Source organism: Bradyrhizobium canariense, assembly GCF_018130465.1.
GTDB lineage: Bacteria > Pseudomonadota > Alphaproteobacteria > Rhizobiales > Xanthobacteraceae > Bradyrhizobium > Bradyrhizobium canariense_C.
Window position 1 is genome coordinate 211825 of the sequence record NZ_JAFCKJ010000008.1, and the last position, 18634, is coordinate 230458.

The 18634-nt window shown below is 64.0% G+C and carries 17 protein-coding genes; all 17 read left to right on the top strand.

The genetic code is table 11. The features are described from left to right. The first annotated feature begins 130 nt into the window (after nt 1-130). Nucleotides 131-2380, top strand: coding sequence for a TonB-dependent siderophore receptor (locus JQ591_RS22065; RefSeq protein WP_211398080.1), 2250 nt, complete (start codon nt 131-133; stop codon nt 2378-2380). Nucleotides 2381-3059: 679 nt separating this feature from the next. Next, nucleotides 3060-3425 carry an NADH-quinone oxidoreductase subunit A gene (locus JQ591_RS22070; RefSeq protein ID WP_008136158.1) on the top strand — a complete coding sequence of 122 codons (366 nt, stop codon included), beginning with the start codon at nt 3060-3062 and terminating at the stop codon, nt 3423-3425. After that, the gene (locus tag JQ591_RS22075) at nt 3416-4003 is read left to right on the top strand and encodes a NuoB/complex I 20 kDa subunit family protein (RefSeq protein ID WP_211398081.1); all 588 of its coding nucleotides are present in this window, start codon (nt 3416-3418) and stop codon (nt 4001-4003) included. The genes JQ591_RS22070 and JQ591_RS22075 overlap by 10 nt, the downstream gene beginning before the upstream one ends. Nucleotides 4004-4014: 11 nt before the next feature. Then, on the top strand, nt 4015-4629 hold the full coding sequence (locus tag JQ591_RS22080) for an NADH-quinone oxidoreductase subunit C (protein ID WP_211398082.1): 615 nt from the start codon (nt 4015-4017) through the stop codon (nt 4627-4629). Nucleotides 4630-4631: 2 nt separating this feature from the next. Beyond that, a complete protein-coding gene (locus JQ591_RS22085; RefSeq protein ID WP_211398083.1) occupies nt 4632-5828 on the top strand; it encodes an NADH-quinone oxidoreductase subunit D in 1197 nt (398 codons plus the stop codon). Then, on the top strand, nt 5828-6790 hold the full coding sequence (locus JQ591_RS22090) for an FkbM family methyltransferase (RefSeq protein ID WP_211398084.1): 963 nt from the start codon (nt 5828-5830) through the stop codon (nt 6788-6790). Before JQ591_RS22085 ends, JQ591_RS22090 begins: the two co-directional genes overlap by 1 nt. 12 nt (nt 6791-6802) lie before the next feature. Further along, nucleotides 6803-7414 carry an NADH-quinone oxidoreductase subunit NuoE gene (gene nuoE, locus JQ591_RS22095; protein WP_211398085.1) on the top strand — a complete coding sequence of 204 codons (612 nt, stop codon included), beginning with the start codon at nt 6803-6805 and terminating at the stop codon, nt 7412-7414. Next, complete coding sequence (locus JQ591_RS22100) at nt 7414-7620, top strand: hypothetical protein (RefSeq protein WP_211398086.1); 207 nt, start codon at nt 7414-7416, stop codon at nt 7618-7620. The genes nuoE and JQ591_RS22100 overlap by 1 nt, the downstream gene beginning before the upstream one ends. A gap of 15 nt (nt 7621-7635) precedes the next feature. Continuing rightward, on the top strand, nt 7636-8961 hold the full coding sequence (nuoF, locus tag JQ591_RS22105) for an NADH-quinone oxidoreductase subunit NuoF (RefSeq protein WP_211398087.1): 1326 nt from the start codon (nt 7636-7638) through the stop codon (nt 8959-8961). A gap of 5 nt (nt 8962-8966) precedes the next feature. Continuing rightward, nucleotides 8967-11042 (top strand): NADH-quinone oxidoreductase subunit NuoG, encoded by a 2076-nt coding sequence (gene nuoG / locus JQ591_RS22110; protein ID WP_211398088.1) that lies wholly within the window; start codon nt 8967-8969, stop codon nt 11040-11042. A gap of 4 nt (nt 11043-11046) precedes the next feature. Beyond that, nucleotides 11047-12114 (top strand): NADH-quinone oxidoreductase subunit NuoH, encoded by a 1068-nt coding sequence (gene nuoH, locus JQ591_RS22115; protein ID WP_106944955.1) that lies wholly within the window; start codon nt 11047-11049, stop codon nt 12112-12114. Between the two features lie 14 nt (nt 12115-12128). Beyond that, complete coding sequence (nuoI, locus tag JQ591_RS22120; protein ID WP_026232873.1) at nt 12129-12617, top strand: NADH-quinone oxidoreductase subunit NuoI; 489 nt, start codon at nt 12129-12131, stop codon at nt 12615-12617. A 9-nt stretch (nt 12618-12626) separates the two neighbouring features. After that, a complete protein-coding gene (locus JQ591_RS22125; RefSeq protein ID WP_211398089.1) occupies nt 12627-13265 on the top strand; it encodes an NADH-quinone oxidoreductase subunit J in 639 nt (212 codons plus the stop codon). Continuing rightward, nucleotides 13262-13570, top strand: coding sequence for an NADH-quinone oxidoreductase subunit NuoK (nuoK, locus tag JQ591_RS22130; protein WP_008547737.1), 309 nt, complete (start codon nt 13262-13264; stop codon nt 13568-13570). Before JQ591_RS22125 ends, nuoK begins: the two co-directional genes overlap by 4 nt. An 8-nt stretch (nt 13571-13578) precedes the next feature. Next, nucleotides 13579-15666, top strand: coding sequence for an NADH-quinone oxidoreductase subunit L (gene nuoL, locus JQ591_RS22135; RefSeq protein ID WP_211398090.1), 2088 nt, complete (start codon nt 13579-13581; stop codon nt 15664-15666). Beyond that, nucleotides 15667-17175 carry an NADH-quinone oxidoreductase subunit M gene (locus JQ591_RS22140; RefSeq protein WP_211398091.1) on the top strand — a complete coding sequence of 503 codons (1509 nt, stop codon included), beginning with the start codon at nt 15667-15669 and terminating at the stop codon, nt 17173-17175. Between the two features lie 22 nt (nt 17176-17197). Next, a complete protein-coding gene (nuoN, locus tag JQ591_RS22145; RefSeq protein WP_211398092.1) occupies nt 17198-18634 on the top strand; it encodes an NADH-quinone oxidoreductase subunit NuoN in 1437 nt (478 codons plus the stop codon).

Sequence of the window (18634 nt, forward strand, 5' to 3'; positions counted from 1 at the left end):
TAAGAAGCTTTCAATTAGGGAATTCGCGCGCGCTCCCATAAGCGTCACCGCAAGCGCATGCCGTCACGGGACTGACGGTATGCGCAATCAAAACACGCAGTTTTGGGGTGGCGCGTTGAACAGTCTTGGAATGCTGCGGTCGGCCGTATTGGCGACCGCATCCGCTTGGGTTTTGGTGCCGCAGGCATCGCTTGCACAATCTCCCGCGCAGAGCGGCGCGCAGAACATTCCGTCGGTGACCGTCGCCGCGCCGGAAGCGCGCCGCCGGGCCACCTCCACCCAGCGCCGCGCGCTGCGATCATCCCAGCAGGCCGCCGACCGAAGCAAACCGCAGCCACCGCGCAATGTCGGTTTCGTCGAGACCCCGCGCGGCCCGGTGCACGGCTACGTCGCCGGCCGCAGCTCGTCCGGCACCAAGACCAACACCCCGATCATGGAGACGCCGCAGGCGGTGTCGGTGATTGGCGCGGAGCAGATCCGCGACCAGAAGGCGAACAAGCTCGACGAGGTCCTGCGCTATACCGCCGGCGTCCGCGCCGGGACCTTCGGCGCGGACACGCGCAACGACTGGTGGCTGATCCGCGGCTTCAAGTCCGACGACGTCGGGCTGTTCCTCGACGGCATGCAGCTGTTCTACACATCCTATGCGAGCTGGAAGCTCCAGACTCCCAACATGGAGCGCGTCGAGGTGCTGCGCGGTCCGTCGGCCGTGCTCTATGGCGGATCGAGCCCGAGCGGCATCGTCAACGTCATCAGCAAGCTGCCGCCCGCGGAGCCCGTGCGTTTCATCGAGACCGGCGTGAACAATTTCGGCAACGCCTATGTCGGCTTCGATGTCGGCGGCCCGGTCGCGACGCAGCCCGAAAACGGCAAGCTGTTCTACCGCGTCGTTGGCCAGGTCCAGAACGGCAACACCCAGGTCAACTTCACACCCGACAACAACTACTTCATCGCGCCGTCGGTGACCTGGAAGCCGGATGCCGATACGACGTTCACGGTGCTGGCGTCGGCCTCGCGGCAGGAAACGCGCGGCATCAACTTCCTGCCCTATCAGGGCACAGTGACCAACGCGCCGTTCGGCAAGATTCCGACCAGCTTTTTCGCGGGCGATCCCAGCGTCGACAAGTTCACGCGCGAGCAGGAGATGCTCGGCTATCAGTTCGAGCGCAACCTCACCGACGACCTGACGTTCCGGCAGAATGCGCGCTTTGCGCATGTCGACGTGACCTATCGCGGCTACGTCGGCAACGATTGGGGCAACGCGGCGACTGCCACTCTCAATCGCTACAATTGGTATGCGAAGAATACCGCCAACCAGGCCGATCTCGACAACCAGCTGGAGTATCGCTTCGACACCGGCCCCGTGAAGCACACCATGCTGTTCGGGCTGGATCTGAAGGGCTACCAGATCGACGACTATCAGGCCTTCGGGTTCGGCGTGCCCTCGGTCAACGTTTTCAATCCCGCCTATGGGGCGGCCGAGGTTCCGTTACCGACCGCTCCTTTCCGCAACTTCAAGATCACGCAGAAGCAGGCTGGCACCTATCTTCAGGACCAGATGAAGCTCGGCAACTTCACGCTGGTGTTGAGCGGCCGCAACGATTGGGTCGAGACGACGCAGGACGATCGCGGTACGGGCGCCACGGTCGCCAGCCGCGACGACAGCAGGTTCAGCGGACGCGCCGGGCTGATCTACAATTTCGACAACGGCATCGCGCCCTATGTGTCCTATGCCACGAGCTACAATCCCGTCGTCGGCCTCAATGCCTCCAACCAGCTGCTTTTGCCGGAAACCGGCCAGCAGACCGAGGTCGGCTTGAAGGTGCAGCCTCGCGGGTTCGACGGCTACTTCACGGTCGCCGCGTTCGATCTGAAGCGCCAGAATGCGCTGACGTCCAATCCGCTCTTCCCGCTGCTGCAGAACCAGACCGGCGAGGTGACCTCGCGCGGTATCGAGCTGGAGGCGGTGGCGAACGTCACGCGGGAGCTGAAACTGATTGGCGCCTTCACCAGCTATCACATCTTCAACAGCAAGGACCTCGATCCGGCGCTGGTCGGCAAGACGCCGACCAACACGCCGCAGATGCTGGCGTCCGGCTGGGCGGACTACACCTTCAAGGACGGGCCGCTCGCAGGGTTCGGCTTCGGCGGCGGTGTCCGCTATGTCGGTTCGTCGTGGGCGGATACCGCCAACACCCTCGAGGTTCCCGCGGTCGTGCTCGGCGATCTCGCGCTCCACTACGAATGGCAGAACTGGCGCACCGCCCTCAACGTGATCAATTTGACCGACAAGATCTACGTCGCGAGCTGCGCGGCGGCGTCATCCTGCTTCTACGGCGACCGCCGGCGCGTCACCGCCAGCGTCTCCTACAAATGGTGAGGCAAATGACAAGAACAGGCGAGGGAAGGCCATCGTGAGAGCCTGACCGGCTCGTCACTGGCTTCCACCACGAGAACGATGAGCTTGCGGGCTATGCCCCCCGGCCCGAAGCTCATGCGAGCGCGGCCCGCGCGACGACCCAGCACGTCGCCGCCGCGCTCGCCACCGATTTGCGCGGCGGCGGAAGCGGGTGCCCGCCCGACCGACGCATTCGCCAGACGAGCCCGGGTCCGATCGTGATGCATGGCTCCCGGATCGCTCGCCTGTGGATACGTGTCTTTGCTGCATCTATCCTGTTCGCGGCGGCGACCATCACCGGCCTGCTAGCTGCTTTGCTCTGGAGCCCGGTCGCCAAGGATGTCGTTCTGGTGACGGTGGGAGCGCCGGTCCTCGTTGTAATCCGGCCTTTGCTGCGTCGCGGCCTCGATAAAGTGAGCCTTCCCAACAACGGACGTCACGGCCCAGCGTGCGTGGACTGATCGGGGCGCCCTTGCTGGGGCGGTCGATCTGCTCCATACCAGCCGCGGGGTGATTCCGGGATTTCCACCGTTCTGAGGGCGACAAAGGGCCTAAAAAGAGCGTGTCTTGCGCCCATTGGTGCACTGCGCTAAGGCTCAGAACAATTCCAAACTGGACGAATCCGTGGCTGTCCCGAGGCTGCGGGAAAAAGGGCTCGTCAATGAGCGGCATTCTGCAGAACTATCTTCCACTCGTCGTCTTCATAGGGGTAGCGGGCCTCATTGGCCTGGTGCTGCTGATCGCGCCGTTCATCGTGGCGTTCCAGCAGCCGGACCCGGAAAAGCTGTCGGCGTATGAGTGCGGTTTCAACGCCTTCGACGACGCCCGCATGAAGTTCGACGTCCGCTTCTATCTGGTCGCCATCCTCTTCATCATCTTCGACCTCGAGGTGGCGTTCCTGTTTCCCTGGGCGGTGGCGTTCGGCAAGCTTGGCGCGACCGGCTTCTGGTCCATGGTGGTGTTCCTCGCCGTGCTGACGGTCGGGTTCGCCTATGAATGGAAGAAAGGCGCACTGGAATGGGATTGAACCCTACGTCGTCCGCCGGTCCGGTTCTCGCGCCGGCCCCCAAGGGCATCCTGGATCCGTCGACCGGCAGGCCGGTCGGGGCCAATGATCCGTTCTTCCTCGAGGTCAATTCGGAGCTGTCCGACAAAGGCTTCTTCGTCGCCGCGACCGACGACCTCATCACCTGGGCGCGCACCGGCTCGCTGATGTGGATGACGTTCGGTCTCGCCTGCTGCGCGGTCGAGATGATGCAGGTCTCGATGCCGCGCTACGACGTCGAGCGCTTTGGCTTCGCGCCGCGTGCCTCGCCGCGTCAGTCGGACGTGATGATCGTCGCCGGGACCCTGACCAACAAGATGGCGCCTGCGCTGCGCAAGGTCTACGACCAGATGCCCGAGCCGCGTTACGTCATCTCGATGGGCTCCTGCGCCAATGGCGGCGGCTATTATCACTATTCATACTCGGTCGTGCGCGGTTGCGACCGTATCGTGCCGATCGACATCTACGTGCCGGGCTGCCCGCCCACGGCGGAAGCGCTGCTCTACGGGGTGCTGCTGCTGCAGAAGAAGATCCGCCGCACCGGCACCATCGAACGCTAAGGTTTTACGTCATGGACGACGCCAAGCTCGACGCCCTGGGGCAGACGATCGTTAGCGCGCTTCCGGGCGCCGCCTTCGGTCATTCGGTGGCCTTCAACCAGCTCACGGTCGATGTCGAGGCCAGCAAGATCGTCGAGGTGGTCAAGTACCTCCGCGACGACCCGAACTGCCGCTTCGTCAACTTCACCGACATCACGGCGGTGGACTATCCCTCGCGTGAGAAGCGCTTCGACGTGATCTATCACTTCCTGTCACCGACCCTGAACGCGCGGATCCGGCTCAAGGCCCAGGCCGACGAGACCACGCAGGTGCCGTCGCTGATCGAAGTGTTCCCCGGCGCCGACTGGTTCGAGCGCGAGGCTTACGACCTCTATGGCGTGTTCTTCGTCGGCCATCCCGACATGCGCCGCCTCCTGACCGATTACGGTTTCGAAGGCCATCCGCTGCGCAAGGACTTCCCGACCACCGGTTTCGTCGAGGTCCGCTACGACGACCAGGAGAAGCGGGTGGTGTACGAGCCGGTCAGGCTCAACCAGGAATTCCGCAAGTTCGACTTTTTGTCTCCGTGGGAAGGCGCCGACTATCCGGTCCTTCCGGGTGATGAAAAAGCAGGGCCGAAGGTCTGAACATGAACGAGCAACCCGAAAACCTTCGCAACTTCACCATCAACTTCGGTCCGCAGCATCCGGCCGCGCACGGCGTGCTGCGCCTGGTGCTGGAGCTTGACGGCGAGGTCGTCGCCCGCGTCGACCCGCATATCGGCCTGCTTCACCGCGGCACCGAAAAGCTGATCGAGCAGAAGACCTATCTCCAGGCGATCCCTTATTTCGACCGCCTCGACTACGTCGCGCCGATGAACCAGGAGCATGCCTTCTGCATGGCTGCAGAAAAGCTGCTCGGCATCGAGGTGCCGCGCCGCGCACAGTTGATCCGCGTGCTCTATTGCGAGATCGGCCGCATCCTGTCGCACCTGCTCAACGTCACCACGCAGGCGATGGACGTCGGCGCGCTGACCCCGCCGCTGTGGGGTTTTGAAGAGCGCGAAAAGCTGATGGTGTTCTACGAGCGCGCCTCCGGCAGCCGCATGCACGCAGCCTACTTCCGCGTCGGCGGCGTGCATCAGGACCTGCCGCAGAAGCTGGTCGACGACATCGACGCCTGGTGCGAACCGTTCCTGAAAGTGGTCGAGGATCTCGACCGGCTGCTCACCGCCAACCGCATCTTCAAGCAGCGCAACGTCGACATCGGCGTGGTGTCGCTGAAGGAGGCCTGGGAGTGGGGCTTCTCCGGCGTGATGGTGCGCGGTTCGGGCGCGGCCTGGGATTTGCGCAAATCGCAGCCCTATGAGTGCTACGCCGAGATGGATTTCGACATCCCGATCGGCAAGAACGGCGACTGCTACGACCGCTATCTGATCCGCATGGAAGAGATGCGCCAGTCCGTGCGCATCATGAGGCAGTGCATCCAGAAGCTGAACGCAGCCGAAGGGAAGGGCCCCGTCGTCGTCGAGGACAACAAGGTCGCGCCGCCGCGCCGTGGCGAGATGAAGCGCTCGATGGAAGCGCTGATCCATCACTTCAAGCTCTACACCGAAGGCGTCCACGTGCCTGCCGGCGAGGTCTACGCCGCAGTCGAGGCGCCGAAGGGCGAGTTCGGCGTCTATCTCGTCTCCGACGGCAGCAACAAGCCCTACAAGTGCAAGATCCGCGCGCCGGGCTTTGCCCATCTCCAGGCCATGGACCACATCTGCCGCGGCCATCTGCTCGCCGACGTCTCGGCGATCCTCGGCTCGCTCGACATCGTGTTTGGAGAGGTCGATCGGTGATGGCGCAGGCGCCAATCCAGTTTGACCGTGCCTCGGGGGCCCTTGAAGGGGCCAACCTGTGGGAGCGGACGGCTGCCTTGGCGTTGGTGACGGGATCGAAGATCTCCTCGCACTTCTCGCATATGGGCTACATCGCCTGCGCCAATTTGCTGCGGAAGACGCTGCCCGAGCGCAACATCGCGATCAAGCTCAACCCCGACGCCGTGTTCGAATTTCCTTACGGCGACGGCTATTGGAGCAAGCTGCTCAACCGGTCCTACAATTACGAGGACGAGCTGGAGCTGTTGTTCGCCGACTCCATCGACGTCGACTATACGCTGCTCGATTGCGGCGCCAATTACGGCTATTGGTCGGTGCTGGTGTCGAGCAAGCCGTTCGGCGTCCACAAGGCGATCGCGATCGAGCCGTCGGGACAGAACTATCCGAAGCTCGCCAACAACGCCCGCATCAACGGCAGCCGCTTCGAGACCATGAAATGCGCGATCGGCGCGGCCCGCGGCACCGCCCGGCTGTCAGGCACCAAGCACGAGGCCTTCAGCATCGCCGGCGATGCGTCGATGGGCGGCGAGGACGTGCCGGTCATTGCGCTCGATAATCTGGTCGACGACGGCAAGATCGCAGGCAGCGGCAAGTACCTGATCAAGCTCGACGTCGAGGGCGTCGAGATCGAGGCGATCAAGGGCGGCGCCCGGCTGCTCCAGGCCGACAGCGTCATCATGTGCGAGGAGCACGGCAGCGACCGCAGCCACGCTGTGTCGCGTTACATCCTCGAACACACCCCGCTGAAGCTGATCGTCTACGATCCCAGCACAAGGCGTATGGAAACGGTGACCGAGCTGTCGATCCTCGACCGCATCAAGGTCTCGACCCACGTCGGCTACAACGTTTTCGGCACCGCAAGCGCATTCTGGCAGGACAGGATCGATGCCCTGAATGCGAAAACCGCGCGCCGCATGCAGTGAGAGATTGAAGAGATGTCCGTTCGCCGATTAGCACCGAAGGAAGTCCAGCCCGCGAGCTTTGCGTTCACGCAGGAGAACCTCGCGTTCGCCAAGCAGCAGATCGCGAAATATCCCGCCGGACGCCAGGCTTCGGCCGTCATCGCCATCCTCTGGCGGGCGCAGGAGCAGCACGACGGTTGGGTTTCGGAAGCCGCGATCCGCGTCATCGCCGACATGCTCGAGATGCCCTATATCCGCGTGCTCGAGGTCGCGACCTTCTACACCATGTTCCAGCTGGCCCCGGTCGGCAAGAAGGCCCACGTCCAGGTCTGCGGCACCACGCCGTGCCGCCTGCGCGGCGCCGAGGATCTGATCCACGTCTGCGAGCACCGCATCCATCACGAGCCCTTCCATCTCTCCAAGGACGGCAATTTCAGCTGGGAAGAGGTGGAGTGCCTCGGTGCCTGCGTGAACGCGCCGATGGTGCTGATCGGCAAGGACACTTATGAGGATCTGACCAAGGAAAGCTTTGGCAAGGTGCTCGACGGTTTTGCCTCGGGCAATCCGCCCAAGCCCGGCCCGCAGAACGGCCGCCAGTTCTCGGCGCCGACCGGTGGGCCGACCACGCTGAAGGAGAGCACCTGATGCGTGATCTCTCGTCGCCAACAGTTGAGGGGAGCAGTGTTGTGAAGAAGTGGGGCTTCATCGCAATGCATTCCGCCGTGGCGGCCACATTCATTTTCCTGCTTCAGCGCTTCGCCCTGAACGCGTCGCTGGAATCCAGTCTGCTCTGGGCGCTGACCTTCGCCGTCTGCGCCGCCGGGCTTGCCTACAAGCAAGCCAACCGTTGATCGGAAAGCACTGACATGCTCGAGGACAAGGACCGCATCTTCAAGAACCTCTACGGCCTCCACGATTGGGGGCTCGAGGGCGCGCGGCGCCGCGGCGCCTGGGATGGTACGAAGAACATCATCGACAAGGGCCGTGACTGGATCATCAACGAGATGAAAGCGTCGGGGCTGCGCGGCCGCGGTGGCGCCGGCTTCCCGACCGGCCTGAAATGGTCGTTCATGCCGAAGGAATCGACCGACGGCCGGCCGAGCTATCTCGTCGTCAACGCCGACGAATCCGAGCCCGGTACCTGCAAGGATCGCGAGATCATGCGGCACGATCCGCATCTCCTGATCGAGGGCTGCCTGATCGCGAGCTGCGCGATGAACGCGCACGCCTGCTACATCTATGTCCGCGGCGAGTTCATCCGCGAGCGCGAGCATCTCCAGGCGGCGATCGACCAGGCCTATGAGGCCAAGCTGGTCGGCAAGGACAACGTCAACGGCTGGCCGTTCGACATCTACGTCGCCCACGGCGCCGGCGCCTATATCTGCGGCGAGGAAACCGCGCTGCTCGAGAGCCTCGAAGGCAAGAAGGGCCAGCCGCGTCTGAAGCCGCCGTTCCCGGCCAATGTCGGCCTGTACGGCTGCCCGACCACCGTCAACAATGTCGAGTCGATCGCGGTCGCGCCGGACATTCTGCGCCGTGGCGCAGCGTGGTTCGCCGGCATCGGCCGTCCGAACAATGTCGGCACCAAGCTGTTCTGCATCTCCGGCCATGTCGAGCGGCCCTGCAACGTCGAAGAGGCCATGGGCATTCCGTTCCGTGAGCTGATCGAGAAGCATTGCGGCGGCATCCGCGGCGGCTGGGACAACCTCAAGGCCGTGATCCCCGGCGGCTCCTCCGTGCGCATGGTGCCGGCCGAGCAGATCATCGACACTCCGATGGATTTCGACAGCCTGAGCAAGCTGCGCTCGGGCCTCGGCACCGCGGCCGTGATCGTGATGGACAAGTCGACCGATTTGATCCGCGCCATCGCCCGCATCTCCTATTTCTACAAGCATGAGAGCTGCGGCCAGTGCACGCCGTGCCGCGAGGGCACCGGCTGGATGTGGCGCGTCTTGACCCGCATGGCCGACGGTCGCGCCCACAAGCGCGAAATCGACATGCTGCTGGAAGTCACCAAGCAGGTCGAAGGCCACACCATCTGCGCGCTCGGCGACGCGGCGGCGTGGCCGATCCAGGGCCTGATCGCGCACTTCCGTCATGAGATCGAAGCGCGCATCGACGAATATTCGCACAAGTCCGACATCGACGATATCGGCGTCCGCGATCCCGTGAACATGGTCGCGGCGGAGTAGAGACAATGACCAAGCTCATCATCGACGGCAAAGAGATCGATGTCCCCGCCGAATACACGCTGCTTCAGGCGTGCGAGGCGGCCGGCGCGGAGATTCCGCGCTTCTGCTACCACGAGCGGCTGTCGATCGCCGGCAATTGCCGGATGTGCCTGGTCGAGGTGAAGGGCGGCCCGAAGCCGGTCGCGAGCTGCGCCTGGGGCGTGCGCGATTGCCGTCCGGGTCCCAAGGGCGAGCCGCCGGAAATCTCCACCCGTTCGCCGATGGTGAAGAAGGCGCGCGAAGGCGTGATGGAATTCCTTCTCATCAACCATCCGCTGGACTGCCCGATCTGCGACCAGGGCGGCGAGTGCGACCTCCAGGACCAGGCGATGGGCTACGGTGTCGACACCAGCCGCTTCGCCGAGAACAAGCGCGCGGTCGAGGACAAATATCTCGGCGCGCTGGTCAAGACCTCGATGAACCGCTGCATCCAGTGCACCCGCTGCGTCCGCTTCTCGGCGGAAGTGGCCGGCGCTCCCGAGATGGGCGCGACCGGCCGCGGCGAGGACATGGAGATCACGACCTATCTCCAGCACGCGCTGACCTCGGAATTGCAGGGCAATCTCGTCGACATCTGCCCGGTCGGTGCGCTGACCTCGAAGCCTTATGCCTTCGCCGCGCGCCCGTGGGAGCTCGGCAAGACCCAGTCGATCGACGTGATGGACGGCGTGGGCTCTGCGATCCGCGTCGACACCCGCGGCCGTGAGGTGATGCGCGTGCTGCCGCGCATCAACGAGGCCGTGAACGAGGAGTGGATCTCCGACAAGACCCGTCACGTCGTCGACGGCCTGCGCACCCAGCGCCTCGACCGGCCCTATATCCGCGAAGCCGGCAAGCTGCGCGCGGCGAGCTGGCCCGAGGCCTTCGCTGCGATCGCCGCGAAAGCGGCCCGCACCGACGGCAAGCGCATCGGCGCGATCGCGGGCGACCTCGCCGGCGTCGAGGAGATGTTCGCGCTGAAGGATTTGCTGGCCAAATACGGCTCGGCCAATCTGGCAGTGCAGGGCGGCGACGCCTTCGATCCCGCGCTCGGCCGCGGCTCCTACATCTTCAATCCGACGCTCGTCGGCGTCGAGCAGGCCGATGCGCTGCTCATCGTCGGCGCCAATCCGCGGAAAGAGGCGGCCGTGTTCAACGCCCGCATCCGCAAGCGCTGGCGCGCCGGCGGCTTCAAGGTCGGCGTGATCGGCGCCAAGGCCGACCTCACCTACGATTATGACCATCTCGGCGCAGGCACCGAGACGCTCGGTGAGCTCGCGGCCGGCAAGCACTCCTTCATGGACGTGCTCAAGAACGCCAAGAATCCGATCATCCTGGTCGGTGCGGGCGCCGCCTCGCGCCATGACGGCGCCGCCATTCTCGCCGCCGCCGCCAAGCTCGCGCTCGACGTCGGCGCGCTCAAGGACGGCTGGAACGGCTTTGGCGTGCTGCATGAGAGCGCTTCGCGCGTCGGTGCGCTCGATATCGGCTTTGTCGCCGGTCAGGGCGGGCTGAACGCAGCGCAGATGACGACGTTCGGGACGCTCGATCTGCTGTTCCTGCTCGGCGCGGACGAGATCAAGCCGTCGGACGGCACCTTCGTCGTCTATATCGGCACCCACGGCGACCGCGGCGCCCATCGCGCCGACGTGATCCTGCCGGCAGCCGCCTATACCGAGAAGTCGGCGATCTACGTCAACACCGAAGGCCGCGTGCAGATGACCGGACGGGCCGCATTCCCGCCGGGCGAGGCCCGCGAGGATTGGGCGATTGTCCGCGCGCTGTCGGAGGCGCTCGGCAAGAAGCTTGGCTACGACTCGCTTTCGGCCCTGCGCCAGGCGATCTTCAAGGCTGTGCCGCATCTGATCCGTCTCGACCAGATCGAGGCCGGCTCGGCCGATCAGATCAAGAAGCTCGCGGGGAAGGGCGGCACGACGGAGAAGGCCCCGTTCAAGCCGCTCGTCGACGACTTCTATTTGACCAACCCAATCGCGCGTGCGTCCGCCGTGATGGCGGAGTGTTCGCGGCTTGCCTCCGGGCAGATGCTGACCGCAGCGGAGTGAGCTGATGGAATTCTTCGAAAGCGCATTCTGGACCGGGTTCCTCTGGCCGCTGATCATCATGATCGCGGAGAGCGTCCTGGTGCTGGTCGTCCTGCTCGTGGCGATCGCCTACATCCTGCTCGCCGACCGCAAGATCTGGGCGGCGGTGCAGATCCGCCGCGGCCCGAACGTGGTCGGGCCGTGGGGCCTGCTGCAATCCTTCGCCGACCTCCTGAAGTTCGTGCTGAAGGAGCCGATCATCCCGTCCGGCGCCAACAAGGGCGTGTTTCTCCTTGCTCCCTTGGTCTCATGCGTGCTCGCGCTCGCGGCCTGGGCGGTGATCCCGACCAATCTCGGCTGGGTGATCTCCGACATCAATGTCGGCGTTCTCTTCATCTTCGCGATTTCGTCGCTGTCGATCTACGGCATCATCATGGCCGGCTGGTCGTCGAACTCGAAATATCCGTTCCTGGCGGCGCTGCGCTCGGCGGCGCAGATGGTGTCCTACGAAGTCTCGATCGGCTTCGTCATCATCACGGTGCTGCTCTGCGCCGGCACGCTGAACCTCTCGGCCGTGGTCGAGGCGCAGCATGTCCGCGGCCTGGCCAGCTTGATCGGGTTGCCGCAGCTCACCATCCTGAACTGGTACGTCTGGCCGCTGTTCCCGATGTTCGTGATCTTCTACGTCTCGGCGCTGGCGGAAACCAACCGCCCGCCGTTCGACCTCGTCGAAGCGGAATCCGAGCTCGTCGCCGGCTTCATGGTCGAGTACGGCTCGACGCCGTATCTTCTGTTCATGCTCGGCGAGTATGTCGCGATTGCCACGATGTGCGCGATGGCGACGATCCTGTTCCTCGGAGGCTGGCTGCCGCCGGTGGACCTGCCGCCCTTCAACTGGGTGCCGGGGATCATCTGGTTCTCGCTGAAACTGTTCTTCATGTTCTTCCTGTTCGCGATGGCCAAGGCGATCGTGCCGCGCTACCGCTACGATCAACTGATGCGCCTCGGCTGGAAGGTTTTCCTGCCGCTGTCGCTGGCGATGGTGATCGTGGTGGCCGGCGTACTGCACTTCGCCGACATCGCGCCGAAGTGAGGGCCGTCATGGGTATCAACATCAACGCCACTGCACGCTCGCTTCTGCTGTCGGAATTCGTCTCGGCGTTCTTCCTCGCCATGCGCTATTTCTTCCAGCCGAAGCCGACGCTGAACTATCCCTTCGAGAAGGGCCCGATCTCGCCGCGCTTCCGCGGCGAGCATGCGCTGCGCCGCTATCCGAACGGCGAGGAACGCTGCATCGCCTGCAAGCTGTGCGAAGCGGTCTGCCCGGCGCAGGCCATCACCATCGAAGCCGGCCCGCGCCGCAACGACGGCACCCGCCGCACCGTGCGCTACGACATCGACATGGTGAAGTGCATCTATTGCGGCCTCTGCCAGGAAGCCTGTCCGGTCGACGCCATCGTCGAAGGACCGAATTTCGAGTTCGCGACCGAGACCCGCGAGGAACTGTTCTATGACAAGGCCAAGCTGCTCGCCAACGGCGACCGCTGGGAACGCGAGATCGCGAAAGCGATCGAACTCGACGCGCCGTACCGGTGAGATGAGAGCATGATCCTTCCCGCGCTGTTCTTCTATCTGTTCGCCGGCGTCTGTGTCGCCTCGGCGGTGATGGTGATTGTCTCGCGCAATCCCGTGCACTCCGTGCTGTACCTGATCCTGGCCTTCGTCAACGCCTCCGGTCTGTTCGTGCTGATGGGCGCCGAATTCCTGGCGATGATCCTGATCGTCGTCTATGTCGGCGCCGTCGCGGTGCTGTTCCTGTTCGTGATCATGATGCTCGACGTCGACTTCCTCGAACTGCGCGAGGGCTTCATCGAGTACCTGCCGGTCGGCCTCGTGATCGGCGGCATCTTCCTGTTCGAGCTGCTGCTCACCGTCGGCTTCTGGGTCATCAACCCCGGCGTCGCCAAGACGATCACTGCGGCGATCCCGACCAACGTCTCCAATACCGAGGCGCTGGGCCTGGTGCTCTATACGAAGTACATCCACTACTTCCAGCTCTCGGGCATGGTGCTCCTGGTCGCGATGATCGGCGCCATCGTGCTGACGCTGCGGCACAAGGCGAGCGTGAAGCGGCAGGACATCAACGTTCAGAACGCGCGCACGCCTGATATGGCGATGGCGATGCGCAAGGTGGCGCCGGGGCAGGGGCTCCAGGACTCTGACGCGGCGGAGTGGGTGAAATGACGATCGGGCTCGGACACTATCTTGCGGTCGGCGCGATCCTGTTCACGCTCGGGATCCTCGGCATCTTCCTGAATCGCAAGAACATCATCGTCATCCTGATGTCGATCGAGCTGATCCTGCTCTCGGTCAACATCAACCTCGTGGCGTTCTCGACCTTCCTCGGCGACATCGTCGGGCAGGTCTTCGCGCTTCTGGTGCTCACCGTCGCGGCCGCTGAAGCCGCGATCGGTCTCGCCATCCTGGTGGTCTATTTCCGCAACCGCGGCTCGATCGCGGTTGAGGACGTCAATCTGATGAAGGGCTGAGCTCAGTCATGGTCCAGGCAATCGTCTTTCTGCCTCTGCTGGGCGCCATTCTGGCCGGCCTGATCGCGCTGTTCGGCGCGCATGCCCGCAACCCCTCGGGCGACACGGTCGAGCATCACGATGATCACGGTCATGGCGACGCCCATGCGGCGGCCGCCCATGACGACCATGGCCATGACGACCATGGCCACGACGATCACGCGCACGACGACCACGGCCCGGTCGAGCCTGCGGCTGCGGGTTCGCGCGGCGCGGAGCTGATCACCACGGCGTTCTTGTTCGTGTCGGCGGCGCTGTCCTGGATGACGCTGGTCGACGTCGGCTTCATGCACCACGACATGCGGATTCCGCTGTTGCCGTGGATCCTCTCCGGCGATCTCCAGGTCTACTGGACGCTGCGGGTCGACACGCTCACCGCCGTGATGCTGGTGGTGGTGACCACCGTGTCCTCGCTCGTGCACCTCTATTCCATCGGCTACATGGACGAAGACCCGAACCGGCCGCGCTTCTTCGGCTATCTCTCGCTGTTCACCTTCGCCATGCTGATGCTGGTGACCGCGGACAACCTGGTGCAGCTGTTCTTCGGCTGGGAAGGCGTCGGTCTGGCGAGCTACCTCTTGATCGGCTTCTGGTACCAGAAGCCGTCGGCGAACGCCGCCGCGATCAAGGCCTTCGTGGTCAACCGGGTCGGCGATTTCGGCTTCGCGCTCGGCATTTTCGCGATCTTCGTGCTGGCCGGCTCGACCGATTTTGAGACCATCTTCCACGCTGCGCCCGGCCTGACCGGCAAGACCATCGACTTTCTCGGCTGGCATGCCGACGCGCTGACCTTGACCTGCTTGTTGCTGTTCATGGGCGCCATGGGCAAATCGGCGCAGTTCCTGCTGCACACCTGGTTGCCGGACGCGATGGAAGGCCCGACCCCGGTGTCGGCGCTGATCCACGCCGCGACCATGGTCACCGCCGGCGTCTTCATGGTGGCGCGCCTGTCGCCGCTGTTCGAGCTCGCGCCGAACGCGCAGGCCGTCGTGATGTTCTTCGGCGCCACCACGGCGTTCTTCGCGGCGACCATCGGCCTCGTCCAGAACGACATCAAGCGCATCGTCGCCTACTCGACCTGTTCGCAGCTCGGCTACATGTTCGTGGCGATGGGAGCAGGGGCCTATTCGGTCGGCATGTTCCACCTGTTCACGCACGCCTTCTTCAAGGCGCTGTTGTTCTTGGGCTCCGGCTCGGTGATCTACGCGATGCACCACGAGCAGGACATCCGCAACATGGGCGGCCTCTGGCGCAAGATCCCCTACACCTACGCGGTGATGGTGGTCGGCACGCTCGCGCTCACCGGCTTCCCGCTGACCGCCGGCTACTTCTCCAAGGACGCCATCATCGAAGCGGCCTACGCCTCGCACAATCCGTTCGCGATCTACGGCTTCCTGATGACGGTGGTCGCCGCCGGCCTGACCTCGTTCTATTCCTGGCGCCTGATCTTCAAGACCTTCCACGGCGAGCCGCATGACGATCACCACTACGAGGCCGCGCATGAGGCTCCGATCTGGATGCTGATCCCGATCGGTGTGCTCGCGGTCGGCTCCATCTTGGCCGGCTTCCCGTTCAAGGAGCTGTTCGCCGGTCACGGCATCGAGGAGTTCTTCCGCGAGTCCGTGAAGATGAACCCGCACATCATCGAGGAGATGCACCATATCCCCGAGACCATCGCCTTGCTGCCGACGGTGATGATGGTGCTGGGCTTCCTGGTGTCGTACCTGTTCTACATCCGCCGGCCCTATCTGCCGGTCGAGCTCGCGAACACGCAGCCCATGCTGTACAAGTTCCTGCTCAACAAATGGTACTTCGACGAGCTCTACGAGATCATCTTCGTCCGTCCGGCGAAGTGGATCGGCTATCAGCTCTGGAAGAAGGGCGACGGCTTCATCATCGACGGCCTCGGCCCCGACGGCATCTCGGCCCGCGTGCTGGATGTCACCCGCAACGTCGTGAAGATCCAGACCGGCTATCTCTACCACTACGCGTTCGCCATGCTGATCGGTGCCGCCGGCCTGATCACCTGGTTCATGTTCGGCTTTGGAGGCCAGTAAATGACGACCTGGCCAATTCTATCCGTCACGACGTTCCTGCCGCTGGTCGGCGCGCTGATCGTCTATCTCAGCCGCGGCGATGACGAGGCGGCCCGGCGTAACTCGCGCTGGATCGCGCTGTGGACCACGCTGATCACCTTCGCGGTGTCGGTGATCCTGGTGATGCGGTTCGATGCGTCGAACGCCGACTTCCAGTTCGTCGAGAAGGCGAACTGGCTCGCCACCGGCATCACCTACCACATGGGCGTGGACGGTATTTCGCTTCCGCTGGTGATCCTGACCACCGCCATCATGCCGTTCTGCATCATCGCGAGCTGGAAATCGATCACCAACCGCGTCCGTGAATACATGATGGCGTTCCTGATCCTGGAAACGCTGATGATCGGCACCTTCTCGGCGCTCGATCTCGTGCTGTTCTACCTGTTCTTCGAAGGCGGCCTGATCCCGATGTTCCTGATCATCGGCGTCTGGGGCGGTCCGCGCCGGGTCTACGCGTCCTTCAAGTTCTTCCTCTACACGCTGCTCGGCTCGGTCCTGATGCTGCTCGCCATCATGGCGCTGTACTGGAACGGCGGCACCACCGACATCCCGACCCTGATGCACACCGCCGTGCCGCGCTCGTTGCAGACCTGGGCCTGGCTTGCCTTCTTCGCCTCGTTCGCGGTGAAGATGCCGATGTGGCCCGTGCACACCTGGCTCCCCGACGCACACGTCGAGGCGCCGACGGCAGGCTCCGTGGTTCTCGCCGCGATCCTCCTGAAGATGGGCGGCTACGGCTTCCTGCGCTTCTCGCTGCCGATGTTCCCGCTGGCCTCGCACGACTTCGCGCCGCTGATCTTCACGCTTTCGGCCATCGCTATCATCTACACCTCGCTGGTGGCCCTGATGCAGGAGGACATGAAGAAGCTGATTGCGTACTCCTCGGTGGCGCATATGGGCTTCGTCACCATGGGCATCTTCGCCGGCACCATGCAGGGCGTCGCCGGCGGCGTGTTCCAGATGATCTCGCATGGCATCGTCTCCGGCGCGCTGTTCCTCTGCGTCGGCATCGTCTACGACCGCATGCACACCCGCGACATCGCGGCCTATGGCGGCCTCGTCAACCGGATGCCGCTCTACGCGCTGACCTTCATGGTCTTCACCATGGCCAATGTCGGTCTGCCCGGCACCTCCGGCTTCGTCGGCGAGTTCATGACGCTGCTCGGCACCTTCAAGGTCTCGATCCCGACCGCCTTCTTCGCCACCTTCGGCGTGATCCTGTCGGCCTGCTATGCGCTCTGGCTCTACCGCAAGGTCGTATTCGGAGCGCTGGTCAAGCCGTCGCTGGCGAGCATGAAGGATCTCACCTTCCGGGAGTGCCTGACGCTATTCCCGCTGATCGCGCTGACGATCCTGTTCGGCATCTATCCGAAGCCGGTGCTCGACATGTCGGCCGCCTCGGTCCAGCAACTCGTCAACAATTACAACACCGCTGTGACGGCCGTGAAGGCCGCCGCACTGCTCCAGTGAGCGGGCAGGTCAGGATATCGCCATGAGCTTTGAGACTGCAGGTTATCAACTGGCGCCGGTGCTGCCCGAGCTCGTGCTCGCGATCGGGGCCATGGCACTCCTGATGCTCGGCGCCTATCGCGGGCAGGAGACCACCAAGACGGTCACGACGCTTGCGGTGCTGCTCCTGATCGTGGTCGGCGTGCTCGAATACATGCTGCCCGCGGGCAAGCAGGTCACCTTCGGCGGCAGCTTCATCGTCGATGATTTTGCCCGCTTCATGAAGATCCTGGCCCTGATCGGTTCGGCGGCGACGCTGGTGCTGTCGACCGAGTTCCTGTCGGATCCGTCGCGCCGCATCTTCGAATACGCGATCCTGGTGCTGCTCTCGACGCTCGGCATGATGGTGCTGATCTCGGCCGGCGATCTGATCTCGCTTTATCTCGGCCTCGAATTGATGTCGCTCGCGCTCTACGTCGTGGCGGCCTCCAACCGCGACAACGCCAAGTCGACCGAAGCCGGCCTGAAGTACTTCGTGCTCGGCGCGCTGTCGTCGGGCATGCTGCTCTACGGCTCCTCGCTGATCTACGGCTTCACCGGCACGGTCGCCTTCACCGGCATCGCGGCGGCCGCGACCGTCTCCAATGTCGGCCTGGTGTTCGGCCTGGTGTTCCTGCTCGCCGGCCTCTGCTTCAAGGTCTCGGCGGTGCCGTTCCACATGTGGACGCCTGACGTCTACGAGGGCGCACCGACCCCGGTCACCGCCTTCTTCGCCTCGGCGCCGAAGGTCGCCGCGCTCGCGGTCTTCACCCGCGTCACGCTCACCGCATTCCCCGGCATCGTCTCGCAGTGGCAGCAGATCCTGGTGTTCGTGGCGATTGCCTCGATGGTGCTCGGCTCCTTTGCTGCGATCGGACAGAGCAACATCAAGCGCCTGATGGCCTATTCCTCGATCGGCCACATGGGCTTTGCCCTGGTCGGCCTCGCTGCCGGTACCGTCGAGGGCGCGCAGGGCGTGCTGATGTACATCGTGATCTATGTCGCGATGACGCTCGGCTCGTTCTCTGTCATCCTCGCCATGAAGCGCAACGGCCAGCCCGTCGAGCAGATCAGCGATTTCGCCGGCCTGTCGCGGACCAATCCACTGCTCGCCTTCATGTTCGCGATGCTGCTGTTCTCGCTCGCCGGCATTCCGCCGCTCGCCGGCTTCTTTGCCAAATGGTACGTCTTTGTCGCCGCCATCAAGGCGAACCTGTTCACGCTCGCCGTGATCGGCGTGCTCTCCAGCGTCGTGGGCGCCTACTACTACCTCACCATCGTCAAGACGATGTATTTCGACGAGCCGGCCGGTCAGGTCGATCCGATGCGCGTCGAAGTCAAGACGGTGCTGGCGGTTGCGGGCCTGTTCACCATCCTGTTCGCGCTGTTCGCAGGCCCGGTGGTGAGCGTCGCCTCCGCCGCGGCAAAGTCGCTGTTTTAG

What these genes read in the sequence shown, in the direction of transcription:
- JQ591_RS22065 (WP_211398080.1), top strand. Translation starts at nt 131, where the DNA reads ATGCTGCGGTCGGCCGTATTGGCGACCGCATCCGCTTGGGTTTTGGTG.
- JQ591_RS22070 (WP_008136158.1), top strand. Translation starts at nt 3,060, where the DNA reads ATGAGCGGCATTCTGCAGAACTATCTTCCACTCGTCGTCTTCATAGGG.
- JQ591_RS22075 (WP_211398081.1), top strand. Translation starts at nt 3,416, where the DNA reads ATGGGATTGAACCCTACGTCGTCCGCCGGTCCGGTTCTCGCGCCGGCC.
- JQ591_RS22080 (WP_211398082.1), top strand. Translation starts at nt 4,015, where the DNA reads ATGGACGACGCCAAGCTCGACGCCCTGGGGCAGACGATCGTTAGCGCG.
- JQ591_RS22085 (WP_211398083.1), top strand. Translation starts at nt 4,632, where the DNA reads ATGAACGAGCAACCCGAAAACCTTCGCAACTTCACCATCAACTTCGGT.
- JQ591_RS22090 (WP_211398084.1), top strand. Translation starts at nt 5,828, where the DNA reads ATGGCGCAGGCGCCAATCCAGTTTGACCGTGCCTCGGGGGCCCTTGAA.
- nuoE (WP_211398085.1), top strand. Translation starts at nt 6,803, where the DNA reads ATGTCCGTTCGCCGATTAGCACCGAAGGAAGTCCAGCCCGCGAGCTTT.
- JQ591_RS22100 (WP_211398086.1), top strand. Translation starts at nt 7,414, where the DNA reads ATGCGTGATCTCTCGTCGCCAACAGTTGAGGGGAGCAGTGTTGTGAAG.
- nuoF (WP_211398087.1), top strand. Translation starts at nt 7,636, where the DNA reads ATGCTCGAGGACAAGGACCGCATCTTCAAGAACCTCTACGGCCTCCAC.
- nuoG (WP_211398088.1), top strand. Translation starts at nt 8,967, where the DNA reads ATGACCAAGCTCATCATCGACGGCAAAGAGATCGATGTCCCCGCCGAA.
- nuoH (WP_106944955.1), top strand. Translation starts at nt 11,047, where the DNA reads ATGGAATTCTTCGAAAGCGCATTCTGGACCGGGTTCCTCTGGCCGCTG.
- JQ591_RS22125 (WP_211398089.1), top strand. Translation starts at nt 12,627, where the DNA reads ATGATCCTTCCCGCGCTGTTCTTCTATCTGTTCGCCGGCGTCTGTGTC.
- nuoK (WP_008547737.1), top strand. Translation starts at nt 13,262, where the DNA reads ATGACGATCGGGCTCGGACACTATCTTGCGGTCGGCGCGATCCTGTTC.
- nuoL (WP_211398090.1), top strand. Translation starts at nt 13,579, where the DNA reads ATGGTCCAGGCAATCGTCTTTCTGCCTCTGCTGGGCGCCATTCTGGCC.
- JQ591_RS22140 (WP_211398091.1), top strand. Translation starts at nt 15,667, where the DNA reads ATGACGACCTGGCCAATTCTATCCGTCACGACGTTCCTGCCGCTGGTC.
- nuoN (WP_211398092.1), top strand. Translation starts at nt 17,198, where the DNA reads ATGAGCTTTGAGACTGCAGGTTATCAACTGGCGCCGGTGCTGCCCGAG.